13 protein-coding genes are annotated in these 12,265 nt (G+C 64.7%); 6 read left to right on the top strand and 7 right to left on the bottom strand.

Annotated features, from left to right (window positions below):
- Both mltA and HHL08_RS01540 read right to left on the bottom strand, forming a co-directional pair.
- Window positions 1-1,245 carry a murein transglycosylase A gene (mltA, locus tag HHL08_RS01545; protein ID WP_169570720.1) on the bottom strand — a complete coding sequence of 415 codons (1,245 nt, stop codon included), beginning with the start codon at window positions 1,243-1,245 and terminating at the stop codon, window positions 1-3.
- Entirely contained in the window at window positions 1,242-1,898 is a 657-nt protein-coding gene (locus HHL08_RS01540) for a Tim44/TimA family putative adaptor protein (RefSeq protein ID WP_169570719.1), read from the bottom strand. The genes mltA and HHL08_RS01540 overlap by 4 nt, the downstream gene beginning before the upstream one ends.
- 197 nt (window positions 1,899-2,095) lie before the next feature.
- On the opposite strand from HHL08_RS01540, the gene secB reads away from it, so the two are divergent.
- The 4 genes from secB (at window position 2,096) to HHL08_RS01520 (ending at window position 6,223) form a co-directional block, all read left to right on the top strand.
- Window positions 2,096-2,611: a protein-export chaperone SecB gene (secB, locus tag HHL08_RS01535; RefSeq protein ID WP_169570717.1), complete on the top strand. Its 516-nt coding sequence runs from the start codon at window positions 2,096-2,098 to the stop codon at window positions 2,609-2,611.
- A 151-nt stretch (window positions 2,612-2,762) separates the two neighbouring features.
- The gene (gene murJ / locus HHL08_RS01530; RefSeq protein WP_169570716.1) at window positions 2,763-4,340 is read left to right on the top strand and encodes a murein biosynthesis integral membrane protein MurJ; all 1,578 of its coding nucleotides are present in this window, start codon (window positions 2,763-2,765) and stop codon (window positions 4,338-4,340) included.
- A 14-nt stretch (window positions 4,341-4,354) separates the two neighbouring features.
- Window positions 4,355-5,359 (top strand): tryptophan--tRNA ligase, encoded by a 1,005-nt coding sequence (trpS, locus tag HHL08_RS01525; protein WP_169570715.1) that lies wholly within the window; start codon window positions 4,355-4,357, stop codon window positions 5,357-5,359.
- Window positions 5,360-5,560: 201 nt separating this feature from the next.
- On the top strand, window positions 5,561-6,223 hold the full coding sequence (locus tag HHL08_RS01520) for a DUF4136 domain-containing protein (RefSeq protein WP_169570713.1): 663 nt from the start codon (window positions 5,561-5,563) through the stop codon (window positions 6,221-6,223).
- Window positions 6,224-6,225: 2 nt separating this feature from the next.
- Here HHL08_RS01520 and HHL08_RS01515 read toward each other — a convergent pair whose 3' ends face one another.
- Window positions 6,226-6,381, bottom strand: a complete 156-nt coding sequence (locus HHL08_RS01515) for a hypothetical protein (protein WP_169570712.1) — start codon at window positions 6,379-6,381, stop codon at window positions 6,226-6,228.
- A gap of 40 nt (window positions 6,382-6,421) precedes the next feature.
- Here HHL08_RS01515 and HHL08_RS01510 point away from each other — a divergent pair, with 40 nt between their 5' ends.
- Entirely contained in the window at window positions 6,422-7,666 is a 1,245-nt protein-coding gene (locus HHL08_RS01510) for a dicarboxylate/amino acid:cation symporter (RefSeq protein WP_169570710.1), read from the top strand.
- A gap of 102 nt (window positions 7,667-7,768) precedes the next feature.
- Here the strand turns inward: HHL08_RS01510 and HHL08_RS01505 are convergent, their stop codons facing one another.
- The 4 genes from HHL08_RS01505 to mutM all read right to left on the bottom strand — a co-directional run bounded on the left by HHL08_RS01505 (window position 7,769) and on the right by mutM (window position 11,445).
- Window positions 7,769-8,374, bottom strand: coding sequence for a peptidylprolyl isomerase (locus tag HHL08_RS01505; protein ID WP_169570708.1), 606 nt, complete (start codon window positions 8,372-8,374; stop codon window positions 7,769-7,771).
- Window positions 8,375-8,418: 44 nt separating this feature from the next.
- Window positions 8,419-9,828, bottom strand: a complete 1,410-nt coding sequence (gene dnaA, locus HHL08_RS01500) for a chromosomal replication initiator protein DnaA (RefSeq protein WP_169570707.1) — start codon at window positions 9,826-9,828, stop codon at window positions 8,419-8,421.
- Window positions 9,829-10,252: 424 nt separating this feature from the next.
- Entirely contained in the window at window positions 10,253-10,516 is a 264-nt protein-coding gene (gene rpsT / locus HHL08_RS01495) for a 30S ribosomal protein S20 (protein ID WP_088184488.1), read from the bottom strand.
- A gap of 116 nt (window positions 10,517-10,632) precedes the next feature.
- Window positions 10,633-11,445 carry a bifunctional DNA-formamidopyrimidine glycosylase/DNA-(apurinic or apyrimidinic site) lyase gene (mutM, locus tag HHL08_RS01490; RefSeq protein ID WP_169570706.1) on the bottom strand — a complete coding sequence of 271 codons (813 nt, stop codon included), beginning with the start codon at window positions 11,443-11,445 and terminating at the stop codon, window positions 10,633-10,635.
- An 82-nt stretch (window positions 11,446-11,527) separates the two neighbouring features.
- On the opposite strand from mutM, the gene HHL08_RS01485 reads away from it, so the two are divergent.
- Window positions 11,528-12,259 (top strand): class I SAM-dependent methyltransferase, encoded by a 732-nt coding sequence (locus HHL08_RS01485; protein ID WP_169570705.1) that lies wholly within the window; start codon window positions 11,528-11,530, stop codon window positions 12,257-12,259.
- Window positions 12,260-12,265 lie beyond the last annotated feature (6 nt).

Here is a 12,265-nt window from a genome sequence, read left to right as displayed (position 1 = left end):
TCAGGGTCGAACGAGGCGCGCCGCCGAGCCGATCGGCAGCAACACCAGCGCGCTGCCCCGCGCCGACATGCCGCCTGCTATGCCCCGCGCCCGCGCGCCCGCGCCCCAGAAACTGTCGAACCGGTTGGCGCCCTTGATCGCGCCGCCAGTATCCTGCGCGATCCACACGCCCGCCGGTTCGGCCCGGTCGAGCGAAAGCAGCACCGGCGCGCCCAGCGGAATGAATTTGGGATCGGCCGCGACCGTTGCTTCCGCCGTCACCGGCACGCCGAGCGCGCCGATCGGCCCGGCGCCGGTCAGTTCGCGGAAGAAGACGAAGCTGCGATTCTCGTTCATGATCGCTGCGCCTTCGGCCGGATGGGCGCGCAGATATTGCATGATGTCCTGCATCGACCCGGCCTGGATCAGCCCGCGATCCTTCATCAGCTTGCCGATGCCGGTATAGTCGCGGCCATTCTGTCCGTCATAGCCGATGCGCATGACGCCGCCGTCGGGCAGGTTCAGCCGGCCGCTGCCCTGCACCTGAAGGAAGAAGAACTCCACCGGATCGGCGGCATAGGCTAGCTCCAACCCGCGCCCGGCGATCGTACCCGACACGATCTGGCTGCGATCATCATAGGGGACAAACTTCGTGCCGTTCACCTTGCCCCGGATCGTGCGGCCTTTCAGGCTATCGCTGAACTGGCCGAGATCGACATCGATCAGGTCGGTGGGGCGGCGATAGATCGGCACCTCATAGCCGGGCTGGCGGGTGCGCGATCCGGCGATTTCAGGCTCATAATAGCCCGTGACGAAGGCCGCGCCGTCGCCCACCTGCACCGCTTCGAAATAACGGGAGAAAAATTCGCTGGCCGATGCTTCGGGCCAGCTGGATGCGGCGGCGCAGGCGTTGTTCCAGTCGGACCCCTTGGTCAGGCCGCTGGCGTCGGTGCGCTTCATCAGAGTCGGGCAGGAGATGCGGAATGCCTGGAGCGCCACGCGGGCACGTTCGCCCGACGGGATGAGGCTCGCGATGTCCGGGCCGCGGGTGACGCCCACGCCCGCCGCCGTGCCCTTGTCCAGCGCGGGGTCGGCAGGCAATTCGACCGGCAGGGTCGGGCGCGGCGTGGCGGGAACGGGACGGGTCGCTTCGCCGGACGGAATCGGGCGCGCGGGACCGGTGGCGGAGGGAGGTATCATGCCGCCCGCGCAGGCAGACAACATCAGCGCTGCAAGCAGCGCCGCCCCCGACTGGCGCGCGATCATGCGACGTCGTCGGTTTCGCTAAGCTTCCAATTGGGGTCCGCGCTGCGGATGTCGCGAGTGAAGGTCCACACATCCTTGGTGCCGACCGCGTCCGTCATCGACCCGGCGACGACGTTGCCGTCCTTGTCGCGGGTGATGGCAGCGATGTCGGCCTCAAACCGCAGCGCGACTTCGGCGATGCGGCCGTTGAGCGAAGCTTCGACGATCTGCGCCTTTTCGATCCGCACCAGGCGGTTGTCGAGGACATGGCCTTCAGCTTCCCGTCCGGCGATCGCTTCCTCGAACGAGGCGCGGACGTCATCGTCGCACAGCCAGGCCAGTTCGTCACGGTCGCCACGCCAGAAAGCTTCCAGCACCATTTTATAGGCGCTCTTGGCACCGTCGACGAACTGGGGAACATCGAAGCTGCGGTCGGCGGCGATCAGCGCGCGCACGCCATTTTCCGCGTCCGGCGCAATCAGCCCTTCGGCCAAGCGAATGGAGTCGCCGCTATTCTGCGCAACAGGGCCGGGTTGCAGCACCGTCACCTTGGCGCGTTCATCGGCCGGACGCAGCGCGGGTTCCTGTTCGTGGCCCGTGCGCTTGCCGAGCACCGAATAGAGCCGCAGCGCCAGAAAACCGGCGATCATGGCGAGGATGACGATCACATACACGGAAGGCTATACCCTTTTGCGTGGGACAATGTTCCAGCCAACATAGGCATGTTTGCACCCAACTTCAAATGGCCCATCGCACAGCGTTTCGCCAGGGTGCGCCATTGCCCTGATCCAACGCCCCTGCTAAGCGCGCGGGTCATCATTGTCCGGGGGCCTTCGCGCCGCCGCCAACAGCGAAAGTCTAGGTAAAGAGCATGGCCGACGAAACGGATCACATCACCACAAACTTGGGTAATGGCGCTTTGGGCAACGGCGCCGACACCGCGCCGCAGATTGCGCTGATCAGCCAATATGTGAAGGATCTGTCGTTCGAAAATCCGAACGCGCCGGCGGTGTATCAGTGGCAGGACCAGCCGCAGATCGACGTCCAATTCAACATCGGTGCCGAAAAGGTCGGTGATGAAGTGCTGGAAATCGCGCTGAAGATCGAAGTGAAGGCGATCGCGCCGCAGGGCACCGCCTTTGCCGTCGAACTGCTCTACGCCGCCATTTTCGGGATGCGCAACGTGCCCGAAGACCAGATCCAGCCCTTCATGCTGGCCGAAGCGCCACGCCTGATCTTCCCCTTCGCCCGGCGCGTGCTGGCCGACGCGATCCGCGACGGCGGCTTCCCGCCGCTGCTGCTCGACCCGATCGATTTCGGCGCGCTGTACCTGCAACAGGCGCAGCAGATGGAAGTCACGACGGGCGAACCGGCCGGTCACGCCTGATAATTCTGATATCCGTTCGTGCTGAGTAGGGACTGAGCTTGTCGAAGGCCCATATCGAAGCATCCGCGAAATTGCCCTTCGATATGCCACTTCGACTTCGCTCAGTGGCTACTCAGGACGAACGGATGTTTATCGCCAGAGGGATGAGGCTATGAAACTCGTCCGCGCCCTTGGGTCGGTCGGCGGGCTTACGCTTGTCAGCCGAGTGCTGGCGCTGGTGCGCGATTCGCTGGCGGCGCGTTATGTCGGCGCGGGCTTTGCGTCGGACGCCTTTAACGGCGTCGCCTTCCGCTTGCCCAACATGTTCCGCGCGCTCTTTGCCGAGGGTGCTTTTTCCGCGGCCTTCATCCCCCTGTTCAACAAAAAGGCGGCGGGCGAGGGTGGATTACCCGCAGGTTATGATTTTGCCGAGCGCGCGCTGGCGGTGCTGCTGCCGGTCCTGATCCTCTTCACGCTCATTCTGATCGCCGCCGCCTGGCCCGTCACCTGGGCGCTGTCGGGTGGCTTTGCGCGGCAAAACCCGACGGCCGATCAGTTCGCCTTCGCCGTGACGCTCTCGCGCATCACCCTGCCCTATCTGGCGCTCATCAGCCTCGCCTCGCTGCTGGGTGGCATCCTCAATTCGCTCGACAAATTCTGGGTCAATGCCGCCGCGCCGATCCTGTTGAACGTCGCAATGATCACGGGCCTGTGGTTCTTCCACGGCGCCGACGAATATGAAACGGCGCGGGTGCAAGCGATGTCGGTGACGATCGGCGGGGCGTTGCAACTGCTCTGGCTGATCTGGGCATGCAGGCGCGCAGGCGTTAAGATGACGATCAAGCGGCCGCGGCTGGACAAGGACGTGCGCGAATTGCTGCGCAAGATTTTGCCCGCGGCCGCAGGGGCTGGCGCGTCGCAGATCAACCTGCTGATCTCCACCGCTTTGTCGGGCTGGCTGCTGGCGTCCGGGTCTATCACCTATATCTATTATGCCGACCGGCTGAACCAGTTGCCGCTGGGCCTGATCGGCATTGGCCTGGGCACTATCCTGCTGCCCACCATTTCGCGCATGTTGTCCAAGGGAGAGGATGCCGCGGCGATGGAGACGCAGAACAGAGGCATCGAACTCGCCCTGTTCCTGACCCTGCCCGCGACCGTCGCCTTCCTGGTGGTGGCGGAACCGATCGTGCGCGGGCTGTTCCAATATGGCCGCTTCACCGCGGACGATGCGATGCGGTGCGGCTGGGCGCTGTCGGCCTTCTCGATCGGGTTGCCGTCCTACGTCCTCGTCAAGGTGCTGACGCCTGGCTATTATGCGCGCGGCGACACGAAGACGCCGGTGCGTTATGCGATGCTGTCGATCCTCATCAACATCATCGGCAACCTCGCGATGATCCCCACGCTCGGCCATATCGGCCCGCCGCTCGCGACGGCGCTCGCCTCCACCGTCAATGTCGCGATGCTCTACCGAACATTGGTGAAGCGCGGCCATTTCGCCGCCGATGCCGGGCTGCGCCGTCGCCTGCCGCGGCTGGCCATCGCCGCGCTCATCATGGGCGTTGCGCTGTGGGCGGGCGAGGATCTGCTCGATCCCTGGCTGTCCGGGGCGATGGTGCAGCGCTATGTCGCGCTGGCGCTGCTTGTCGGCGCGGGCGTGGCGCTGTACGGGCTGGCGTCCTTCGTCACCGGAGCCTATCGGCTCTCCGACATCAAGGCGCTGATGCGCCGCAAAAGTGCAACTTCGTAAGAACGGATCAATCCATGCGCGTCCTTTCCGGCATCCAGCCCACCGGCAATCTGCACCTTGGCAACTATCTGGGTGCGATCCGCAACTGGGTGCGGATGCAGGACGAGATGACCGGCGATGCGCAGTGCTTCTTCTTTCTGGCCGACATGCACTCCATCACCGTGCATGAAGGGCGCGAACAGCGCATCCGCAATGTGCGCGACATGGCCGCCGCTCTGGTCGCCGCGGGAATCGACCCGGATCGCAGCGTGTTATTCAACCAGGCGCGCGTGCCCGCCCATGCCGAACTCGCCTGGTTGCTGAACGGCACCGCGCGCATCGGCTGGCTCAATCGCATGACCCAGTTCAAGGACAAGGTCGGCAAGGACCGCGAGGGTGCCTCGATCGGCCTGTTCGTCTATCCGGTGCTGCAGGCCGCCGACATATTGCTCTACAACGCCACCCATGTTCCAGTGGGCGAGGACCAGAAACAGCATCTGGAGTTGGCGCGCGACATTGCGGCGAAGTTCAACAGCGATTTCGGCGTCGAACTGTTCACCCTGCCCGATCCGATCATCCCCAAGGAATCGGCGCGGATCATGTCCTTCCGCGACGGCAGCGCGAAAATGTCCAAGTCCGATCCCAGTGACATGAGCCGCATAAACCTGACCGATGACGACGACGCCATCATGAACAAGGTGAAGAAGGCAAAGACCGATCCCGAACCGCTGCCCGAAACGGCCGCCGGGTTGGTGGGTCGGCCCGAAGCGCACAATTTGATCGGAATCTACGCGACCCTGTCGGGCACCACGCCCGATGCGGTCTGCGCGGAATTTGCCGGCAAGGGATTCGGCGCGTTCAAGCCGGCGCTGGGCGAGGTGCTGGTCGACACGTTGCGCCCGATTCGCCAGCGCTTCCTCGAATTGCGCACCGACGACGCGGCACTCGACGCGATCCTCGATAAAGGCGCGGCGAAGGCGGCGGCGGCGGCGGAACCGACGTTGCGGGCAGCCTATGACGCGATGGGCCTGATGCGATAATGTCACAGGGTCGGCCTAAACGGCCGGCCGCTGGGCATGGCCTGTACGGGAAGGCGGGGCGAGCGTCGTCCATGTTTTCGACAGGGACATGGTGTGCGCCCGTTCGGTCGGTTCGCGCGTTCAATCGATGTTCAGTTGCGTTTTGCTATCGCAACGCGCAATGATGCTCAAAGGCTCATGCCTGGTACAGGACGCAGAAAAATGACCCGTTTCAAGAAGTTCGGCCTGATAGCGGCACCCGCTCTAGCGCTGGTGGCGCTCTCGGGCTGCACCACCGGTTTCAAGGCCGATGTCGCGCGGTTCCAGCAGCTCCCCGCTCCTGCCGGGCAAAGCTATATCGTCGTCGCCGACAATCCGCAGCTCGCCGGTGGCCTGGAATTCGCCCATTATGCCGACATGGTCGGGCAGCGGCTGGCGCAGACCGGCTATGTCCAGGCCAGCGACCCGGCCCGTGCCGACCTGATCGTGCGTGTCGCCTATGATGTCGATAATGGCCGTGAAAAGGTCCGCTCGACCGGGATCGGCGGTGGTTATGGCGCCGGTTTCGGTGGTGCCTGGGGCGGCGGCTGGGGCCGTGGCCGCTGGGGTCGCCCCTGGGGCTATGGCTTCTATGATCCGTGGCTGTTCGGCGGTGGCGGTTTCAACGACGTGTCGAGCTACACCGTCTACACCAGCGACCTCAGCATGAAGATCGACCGCGCGGCCGACAATCGCCGCCTGTTCGAAGGCAAGGCGAGCGCCCAGTCGCTGTCGAACAAGCTGACCTATCTGGTGCCCAACCTGATCGACGCGATGTTCACCAACTTCCCCGGCCAGAATGGGGAAGATGTGAAGATCACCCTGCCGCCCGAAAAGAAGGGCTGACATCAGGCATAGCGGTTTTGAAAAGCCCGGCGCTTGCCCCCAAGCGCCGGGCTTTTTGCGTTGATGCCCCCCTGACCACGCAGATAGCCAAGCCTTGCGCCATTTTCCGCTGTCCCCTGCCCCGGCATAGCGGATAGCGTGCCCCGGTCCGTTGCCATCGGCAGCGCCATTGCCAGCGTCTACGGGGGAACCACGCCTATGTCCTTGACCGTCCGCATCCTGATCGCGCTCGCGTTGGGGCTGGGCAGCGGCATTGCTCTGGCCGAATGGGGCGGCGGCCTGGAGAGCGGCTGGGCCGGCGACGTCGTCGCGGTGGCGCAGCCGATTGGCAAGGCCTGGCTGGGCGGGTTGCAGATGCCGCTGATCCCCTTGATCTTCGCGCTGCTGGTGACAGGCATCACCCAGGCGGCGACCAGCGCGCGGACCAACTTCATGGCCGGCCGCGCGATCGCGCTATTCGCGATCCTGCTGACGGTGGCGGCCGCGGTCGCCGCGCTGATCGGGCCACTGATGCTGCATCTGTGGCCTGTGCCGCCCGGAGCGGTCGGCGCGCTGGCGGGCGCGGACGGCCTATCGGAGGTGCCGGACGTGCGCCCGTCGGCGGAATGGCTGTTGGGCTTCATCCCGGTCAATCCGCTGAAGTCCGCAAGCGAGGGGCAGGTGGTCGCCGTGGTGCTGTTCGCGCTGGTTTTCGGCTTTGCCGTCACGCGCATTGCACCGGATCGCCGCGCGCAACTGACCGGTTTCTTCCAGGCGCTGGCCGACGCGCTGCTGGTGGTGGTCGGCTGGGTGTTGTGGCTCGCGCCGATCGGCGTGTTCGCGCTGGCGCTGGTCGCGGGCGCCCGGTCGGGCCTGGCGACGGCGGGCGCGCTGCTCCATTATATCGGCTTCATCGTGCTGATCTGCGTCGCGGTGACGCTGCTGGTCTATCCGATGGTCGTGATCGCCGGGCGAATCGGGCTGGGCCGATTCGCGCGCGCCGCCCTGCCCGCCCAGGCCATCGCCTTTTCCACCCAAAGCTCGATCGCTTCCCTGCCCGCGATGATCCAGGCGAGCGACGGGCCGCTGGACGTGCGCGAAACCACACGCAGCATCGTCCTGCCGCTCGCCATATCGCTGTTCCGCATCACCAGCCCGCCCGCTAATCTGGGCGTCGCCCTCTATGTGGCGGCGATGAACGGCGTGACGCTTGGCCCGGCGCAACTGGTGATGGGGGTGCTGGTGGCCGCGATCGTCAGCCTGGCGGCGGTCGGCCTGCCCAGCCAGATCACCTTCTTCACCACCACCGGTCCCATTTGCCTGGCCATGGGCGTGCCGGTGGAGGCGTTGCCGCTGTTGCTGGCAGTCGAGACGGTGCCCGACATCTTCCGCACGGTCGGCAATGTCACCGCCGACATGGCGGCGGCGCGGATTTTGGATCGGGCGGGTGAGGCCAAGGCATAGCGCAGGCGGGAGTCCAGTTCCGCCGTTTGGACTGGGTTCCCGCCTGCGCGGGAACACCATAGCCCTATAACCAAATGGTTTGATGAGGAAACGGCACCCGCTTCACGGCACCCGCCGCACCGTCAGTATCTTCACCGGGGCCGCAAGCATCTGGCCCTTCATCACGCCCTCCCCTGCGGTGGCGGATTTGGGCGCGGCCAGGATCGCCTTCACCACGTCCATGCCCTCGACCACATGAGCGAAGACGGCAAAGCCCTGATTGTCGCCGCCTGCCTGTTGCGGCTGGGCGTCCATGGCCGGCATCTTACCCAGCACGATGAAGAAGTCCCCGGTCGCGCTGCCGGGCGCATAGCGGGCCATCGACAGCGCGCCATCGTCATGGGTGAGGCCGGTCTGGGTCGTGGGTTCATGTTTGATCGGCGGCAATATCCGCTTCGGATCATTTTGTGTCCCGCCTTGGACGAAGCCATAATCGGCCGCGCCCACGCCGCGATAGAAGAGCGTGCCGTCGAACCGCTTCTGATCGACATATCGCAGGAAATTGGCGGCGGTGACGGGCGCCTTGTCGGCATGGACGGCGACTACGATCCGTCCGGCATCGGTGTCCAGCGCGACGCGGACGTCGGCCGGTGCCTCTTGCGGAGGCTGGGCCATTGCAGGCGACAGGCCAAGGAGGGCGGCGAGGAGCAGCAGGAGCGGGCGAATCATGCACTTACCCTAGTCACTCCGCCGCTGGACGCCAGGGGGCTGTGTCAGCCCTCCAGCAGGCGCTGGAGCGCGCGGACGTCGGCGTCCATGTCCGGGTTGCTTTCGCGCAGCGCCTCGATCGTGCGCACGGCATGGATCACCGTGCTGTGATCGCGCCCGCCGAAGATCCGGCCGATTTCGGGCAGCGAGCGGGGCGTCATCTTCTTGGCGAGGTACATCGCCACCTGGCGCGGCCGGGCGACGGCGCGGGCCCGGCGCTTGGAGCGCATTTCCGACGGGTCGATCTTGAAATGGGCGGCGCAGGCCTTCTGGATTTCGTCCACTGTAATGCGCCGCGCATTGGCGCGCACCGCGTCGGCCAACATACCCTGCGCAAAGTCCAGGTCGATCGAGCGGCCGGTTAGCTGGCCATAGGCGACCAGTTTGTTGAACGCCCCTTCCAGTTCGCGCACGTTCGACCGGATCGCGCGAGCGAGGAAATCGATCACTGCGTCGGGAACCGGCGGATCGCCAGCCACCGCGCGCTTGGATTCGAGGATGGCGAGGCGCAGGTCGAGGCCGGCCGGCTGGATGTCCGCGACCAGGCCGCCGGCCAGGCGAGAGAGAATGCGCGGGTCGATCGATTCGAGCATCTGCGGCGGCCGGTCGGCGGTCACGACGATGCGCGCGCCGCTGTCGATCAGGTCGTTGATCGTGTGGAGAAATTCCTCCTGCGTCGATCCCTTGCCCGCGATGAACTGAATATCGTCGATCAGCAGCAGCCGGGCGGCGCGCAACCGGCCCTTGAACGCCATCGTCTCATTGGCGCGCATCGCGTTCACGAACTCCATCATGAAGCGTTCGGCCGACATGTAGAGCACGGGAGCCGCGGGCGAATGGGCCGAAAAGGCGCGGGCGATGGCGTGAAGCAGGTGGGTCTTGCCCTGGCCGGTGCCGCCATGGATGAACAGCGGGCTGAACCGCGGCGTGGCTTCGCCGGCCATCGCCTGAGCGGCAGACCAGGCCAAGCGATTGGTTTCGCCCACTATAAAATCGTCAAAGCCGTGGCGCGGCAGGAAGTTGGAGGCGATGGCGACGGGCGTGGCATCTTCGGCCGGCGTCGCCGGTTCGACATGCATTACTTCCAGCAGGCGCGGGCCGGTGGCGTCGGGCGCACGGCGCAACCGCACCTCGCGCACGGCGGCCCCGGCGCTGCGCCAGGCCATGCGCAGGCGGTCGCCAAACTGGCCGGACACGAAATTGGCGCTGAAGTCGCTGGCGACCAGCAGGTCGAGCGTCTGCGATTCGGGGCAATAGTCGCCCAGGCGGACGGGCTTCAACCACTGGTCGAACATACGCGCGCCGACGTCACGACGCAGGCCTGCACGGATGCTGGTCCAGACAGATTCCAGACCCGCATCGGCCTGGATCATCTCTCCGTCCTGCCAACCAACCACGCCCACAACATCCTTCATATTTTTCGACGACCTACCAACTATGCCCCCCGGTCCGGGCAGGAAAAAAGACGCAAAGATCCTCGATCGGAAAAGCCCCCGCCATCCCGAGTTCCTTACGATATGCAATCTCACATGACGGCCGCATCAAGGTGATTCGACAGCGGCCGGATTTCAAAAATAGACAGGGGCGCACCGCCGGATCAAGGGCAGCATGGTTCAAAAAAGTGAAATAAAGCCGTTGACTCAGCAAAGCCGCGGGAATCGAACGACAATGAAATTATCGCCTTATTTCAATACTTTGTGGGCATGTAATCGTAACGCTTCGCGTCGAATCGCGGGAAATTGGCCGATCGTCAAAAATGACCGATTTATGAACTAACGACGAAAGGCCCGCCCCAGCGATGGGGCGGGCCTTATGATCTGCCGAAAAACCCGAAAGGGTTTAGGCGAGCGCGCTGACAGCCTTGGTCAGGCGGCCGAACTTGCGCGACGCGGTATTCTTGTGCAGCACGCCGCGGGCGACGCCACGGGCCAGCTCGGGCTGGACGGCCTGGAGGGCGGTCGCAGCAACATCCTTGTCACCGGCGGCGAGGGCGGCTTCCACCTTCTTGACCAGGGTGCGGATCCGGCTGATGCGGGCGCCATTGATTTCGGCGCGACGCTCGTTGCGACGGATGCGCTTCTTGGCTTGCGGCGTATTGGCCATTCTATTCCTCGGTTCTCATCAAATCTCGGGAAGAGGCCCGCCGAACAACCGACATGCCTCGTGAAGGTGCGCCCCTTACAGAGGTTCGGGGCAGGCGTCAACGGATTCGGGCCAGGCTATTTCTGACATTTGGGGCAGAAGAAGGTCGATCGCCCGCTATCCACCCGGCGCTGGACCGTGCCGCCGCACAGGCAGGATTCGCCTTCGCGCCCATAGACCCGCCATTGTTTCGAAAAATAGCCCAGTTCCCCGTCGGGCCGCGCATAATCGCGCAGGGTGGAGCCGCCCGCGACGATGGCGGCGGACAGGACGTCGCGAATCGCCTCCACCAGAACGCCAAGTCGCGGTCGACCGATCTTGCCCGCCGCGCGAGTCGGCGCGATGCCCGCCATGTTGAGCGCTTCGCACACATAGATATTGCCGAGGCCCGCGACGATTCGCTGGTCGAGCAGCGCCGCCTTGATCGACGTCGCCTTGCCCTTGAGCGCGGTGGCTAGGCGCGCTGTGTCGAAATCCGGCCCCAGCGGCTCTGGCCCCATCCGGGTGAAGGGCGTGTAACTAGCCCAGGCATCCGACCGCACCAGATCGAGCGAGCCGAAGCGCCGCGGGTCGTTGAGCGCCAGCACATGGCCGCTGCCCGTTTCCAGCAACAGATGGTCGTGCGTGCCGATCTCCGTCGGATCGATTCGCCAGCGGCCCGACATGCCGAGGTGAAAGATCATCATGTCGCCGCGATCGGTTTCGATCAGGCCATATTTGGCCCGGCGCGACAGCCCCGTCACCCGCGCCCCGGTCATGCGCTGGCGCAGGTCGACGGGGATCGGCCAGCGCAGGTCGGCGCGGCGCGGCTCCACCCGCGTCAGCACCGCCCCCTGGAGGACGGCGCGCAGGCCAGCGACAGTGGTTTCGACTTCGGGAAGTTCAGGCATTGAGAACATCTAGGAAATGGCAGGTGCAATAACCAGCTTCTTGGCTGGAACGGCGCGCAATCTCTGTTTAGAGGGCTTATTCATGAACGACACAGCATCCTTCGGTTATCGCGACGTCGATGCCGCCGACAAGCAGGGCATGGTCCGCGAAGTCTTTTCCAACGTCGCGGCCAAATATGATCTGATGAACGACGCCATGTCCGGCGGCGCGCATCGGCTGTGGAAGGACCAGTTCGTGCGCCGGGTGAAGCCGCGCGCCGGCGAGCAGATACTCGACATGGCGGGCGGCACCGGCGACATCGCGTTTCGGATGCATGGGGCTGGCGCGCAGGTGACCGTGTCCGACATCAATCCCGAAATGCTGGCCGTGGGCGTCGAGCGGGCGCAGAAAAAGGGCCATGAAGGTCTGATCTGGTCCGAACAAAATGCGGAAGATCTGACGTTCGGCGACCGGGCGTTCGACGCCTATACGATCGCCTTTGGCATCCGCAACGTCACGCATATCGACCAGGCGCTGAGCGAGGCGCACCGCGTCCTCAAATTCGGCGGTCGTTTCTTCTGCCTGGAATTTTCGACCACCACCTGGCCGGGTTTTTCGGACGTGTATGACGTCTATTCGCACAAGTTGGTGCCGCATCTGGGCAAGCTGTTCGCCAATGACGCCGACAGTTATCGCTACCTGATCGAATCGATCCGCCGCTTCCCGCCGATGCCCAAGTTCGAAGGGATGATCCGCGAGGCCGGGTTCGTGAACACGAAGGTCGAGCCGATATTGGGTGGGCTGGTCGCGATCCATTCGGGCTGGAAGATTTGACGCCCC

The sequence above is a fragment of the Sphingobium psychrophilum genome, assembly GCF_012927105.1.
GTDB lineage: Bacteria > Pseudomonadota > Alphaproteobacteria > Sphingomonadales > Sphingomonadaceae > Sphingobium > Sphingobium psychrophilum.
This window is presented reverse-complemented; position numbering and strand designations above follow the sequence as displayed.

Excerpts from the sequence above, each read along its gene's own strand:
- HHL08_RS01510 (WP_169570710.1), top strand. The coding sequence starts at position 6,422 with ATGTCCTTGACCGTCCGCATCCTGATCGCGCTCGCGTTGGGGCTGGGC.
- HHL08_RS01485 (WP_169570705.1), top strand. The coding sequence starts at position 11,528 with ATGAACGACACAGCATCCTTCGGTTATCGCGACGTCGATGCCGCCGAC.
- HHL08_RS01515 (WP_169570712.1), bottom strand. The coding sequence starts at position 6,381 with ATGGCAACGGACCGGGGCACGCTATCCGCTATGCCGGGGCAGGGGACA.
- murJ (WP_169570716.1), top strand. The coding sequence starts at position 2,763 with ATGAAACTCGTCCGCGCCCTTGGGTCGGTCGGCGGGCTTACGCTTGTC.
- HHL08_RS01505 (WP_169570708.1), bottom strand. The coding sequence starts at position 8,374 with ATGATTCGCCCGCTCCTGCTGCTCCTCGCCGCCCTCCTTGGCCTGTCG.
- trpS (WP_169570715.1), top strand. The coding sequence starts at position 4,355 with ATGCGCGTCCTTTCCGGCATCCAGCCCACCGGCAATCTGCACCTTGGC.
- mutM (WP_169570706.1), bottom strand. The coding sequence starts at position 11,445 with ATGCCTGAACTTCCCGAAGTCGAAACCACTGTCGCTGGCCTGCGCGCC.
- HHL08_RS01520 (WP_169570713.1), top strand. The coding sequence starts at position 5,561 with ATGACCCGTTTCAAGAAGTTCGGCCTGATAGCGGCACCCGCTCTAGCG.
- mltA (WP_169570720.1), bottom strand. The coding sequence starts at position 1,245 with ATGATCGCGCGCCAGTCGGGGGCGGCGCTGCTTGCAGCGCTGATGTTG.
- dnaA (WP_169570707.1), bottom strand. The coding sequence starts at position 9,828 with ATGAAGGATGTTGTGGGCGTGGTTGGTTGGCAGGACGGAGAGATGATC.
- rpsT (WP_088184488.1), bottom strand. The coding sequence starts at position 10,516 with ATGGCCAATACGCCGCAAGCCAAGAAGCGCATCCGTCGCAACGAGCGT.
- secB (WP_169570717.1), top strand. The coding sequence starts at position 2,096 with ATGGCCGACGAAACGGATCACATCACCACAAACTTGGGTAATGGCGCT.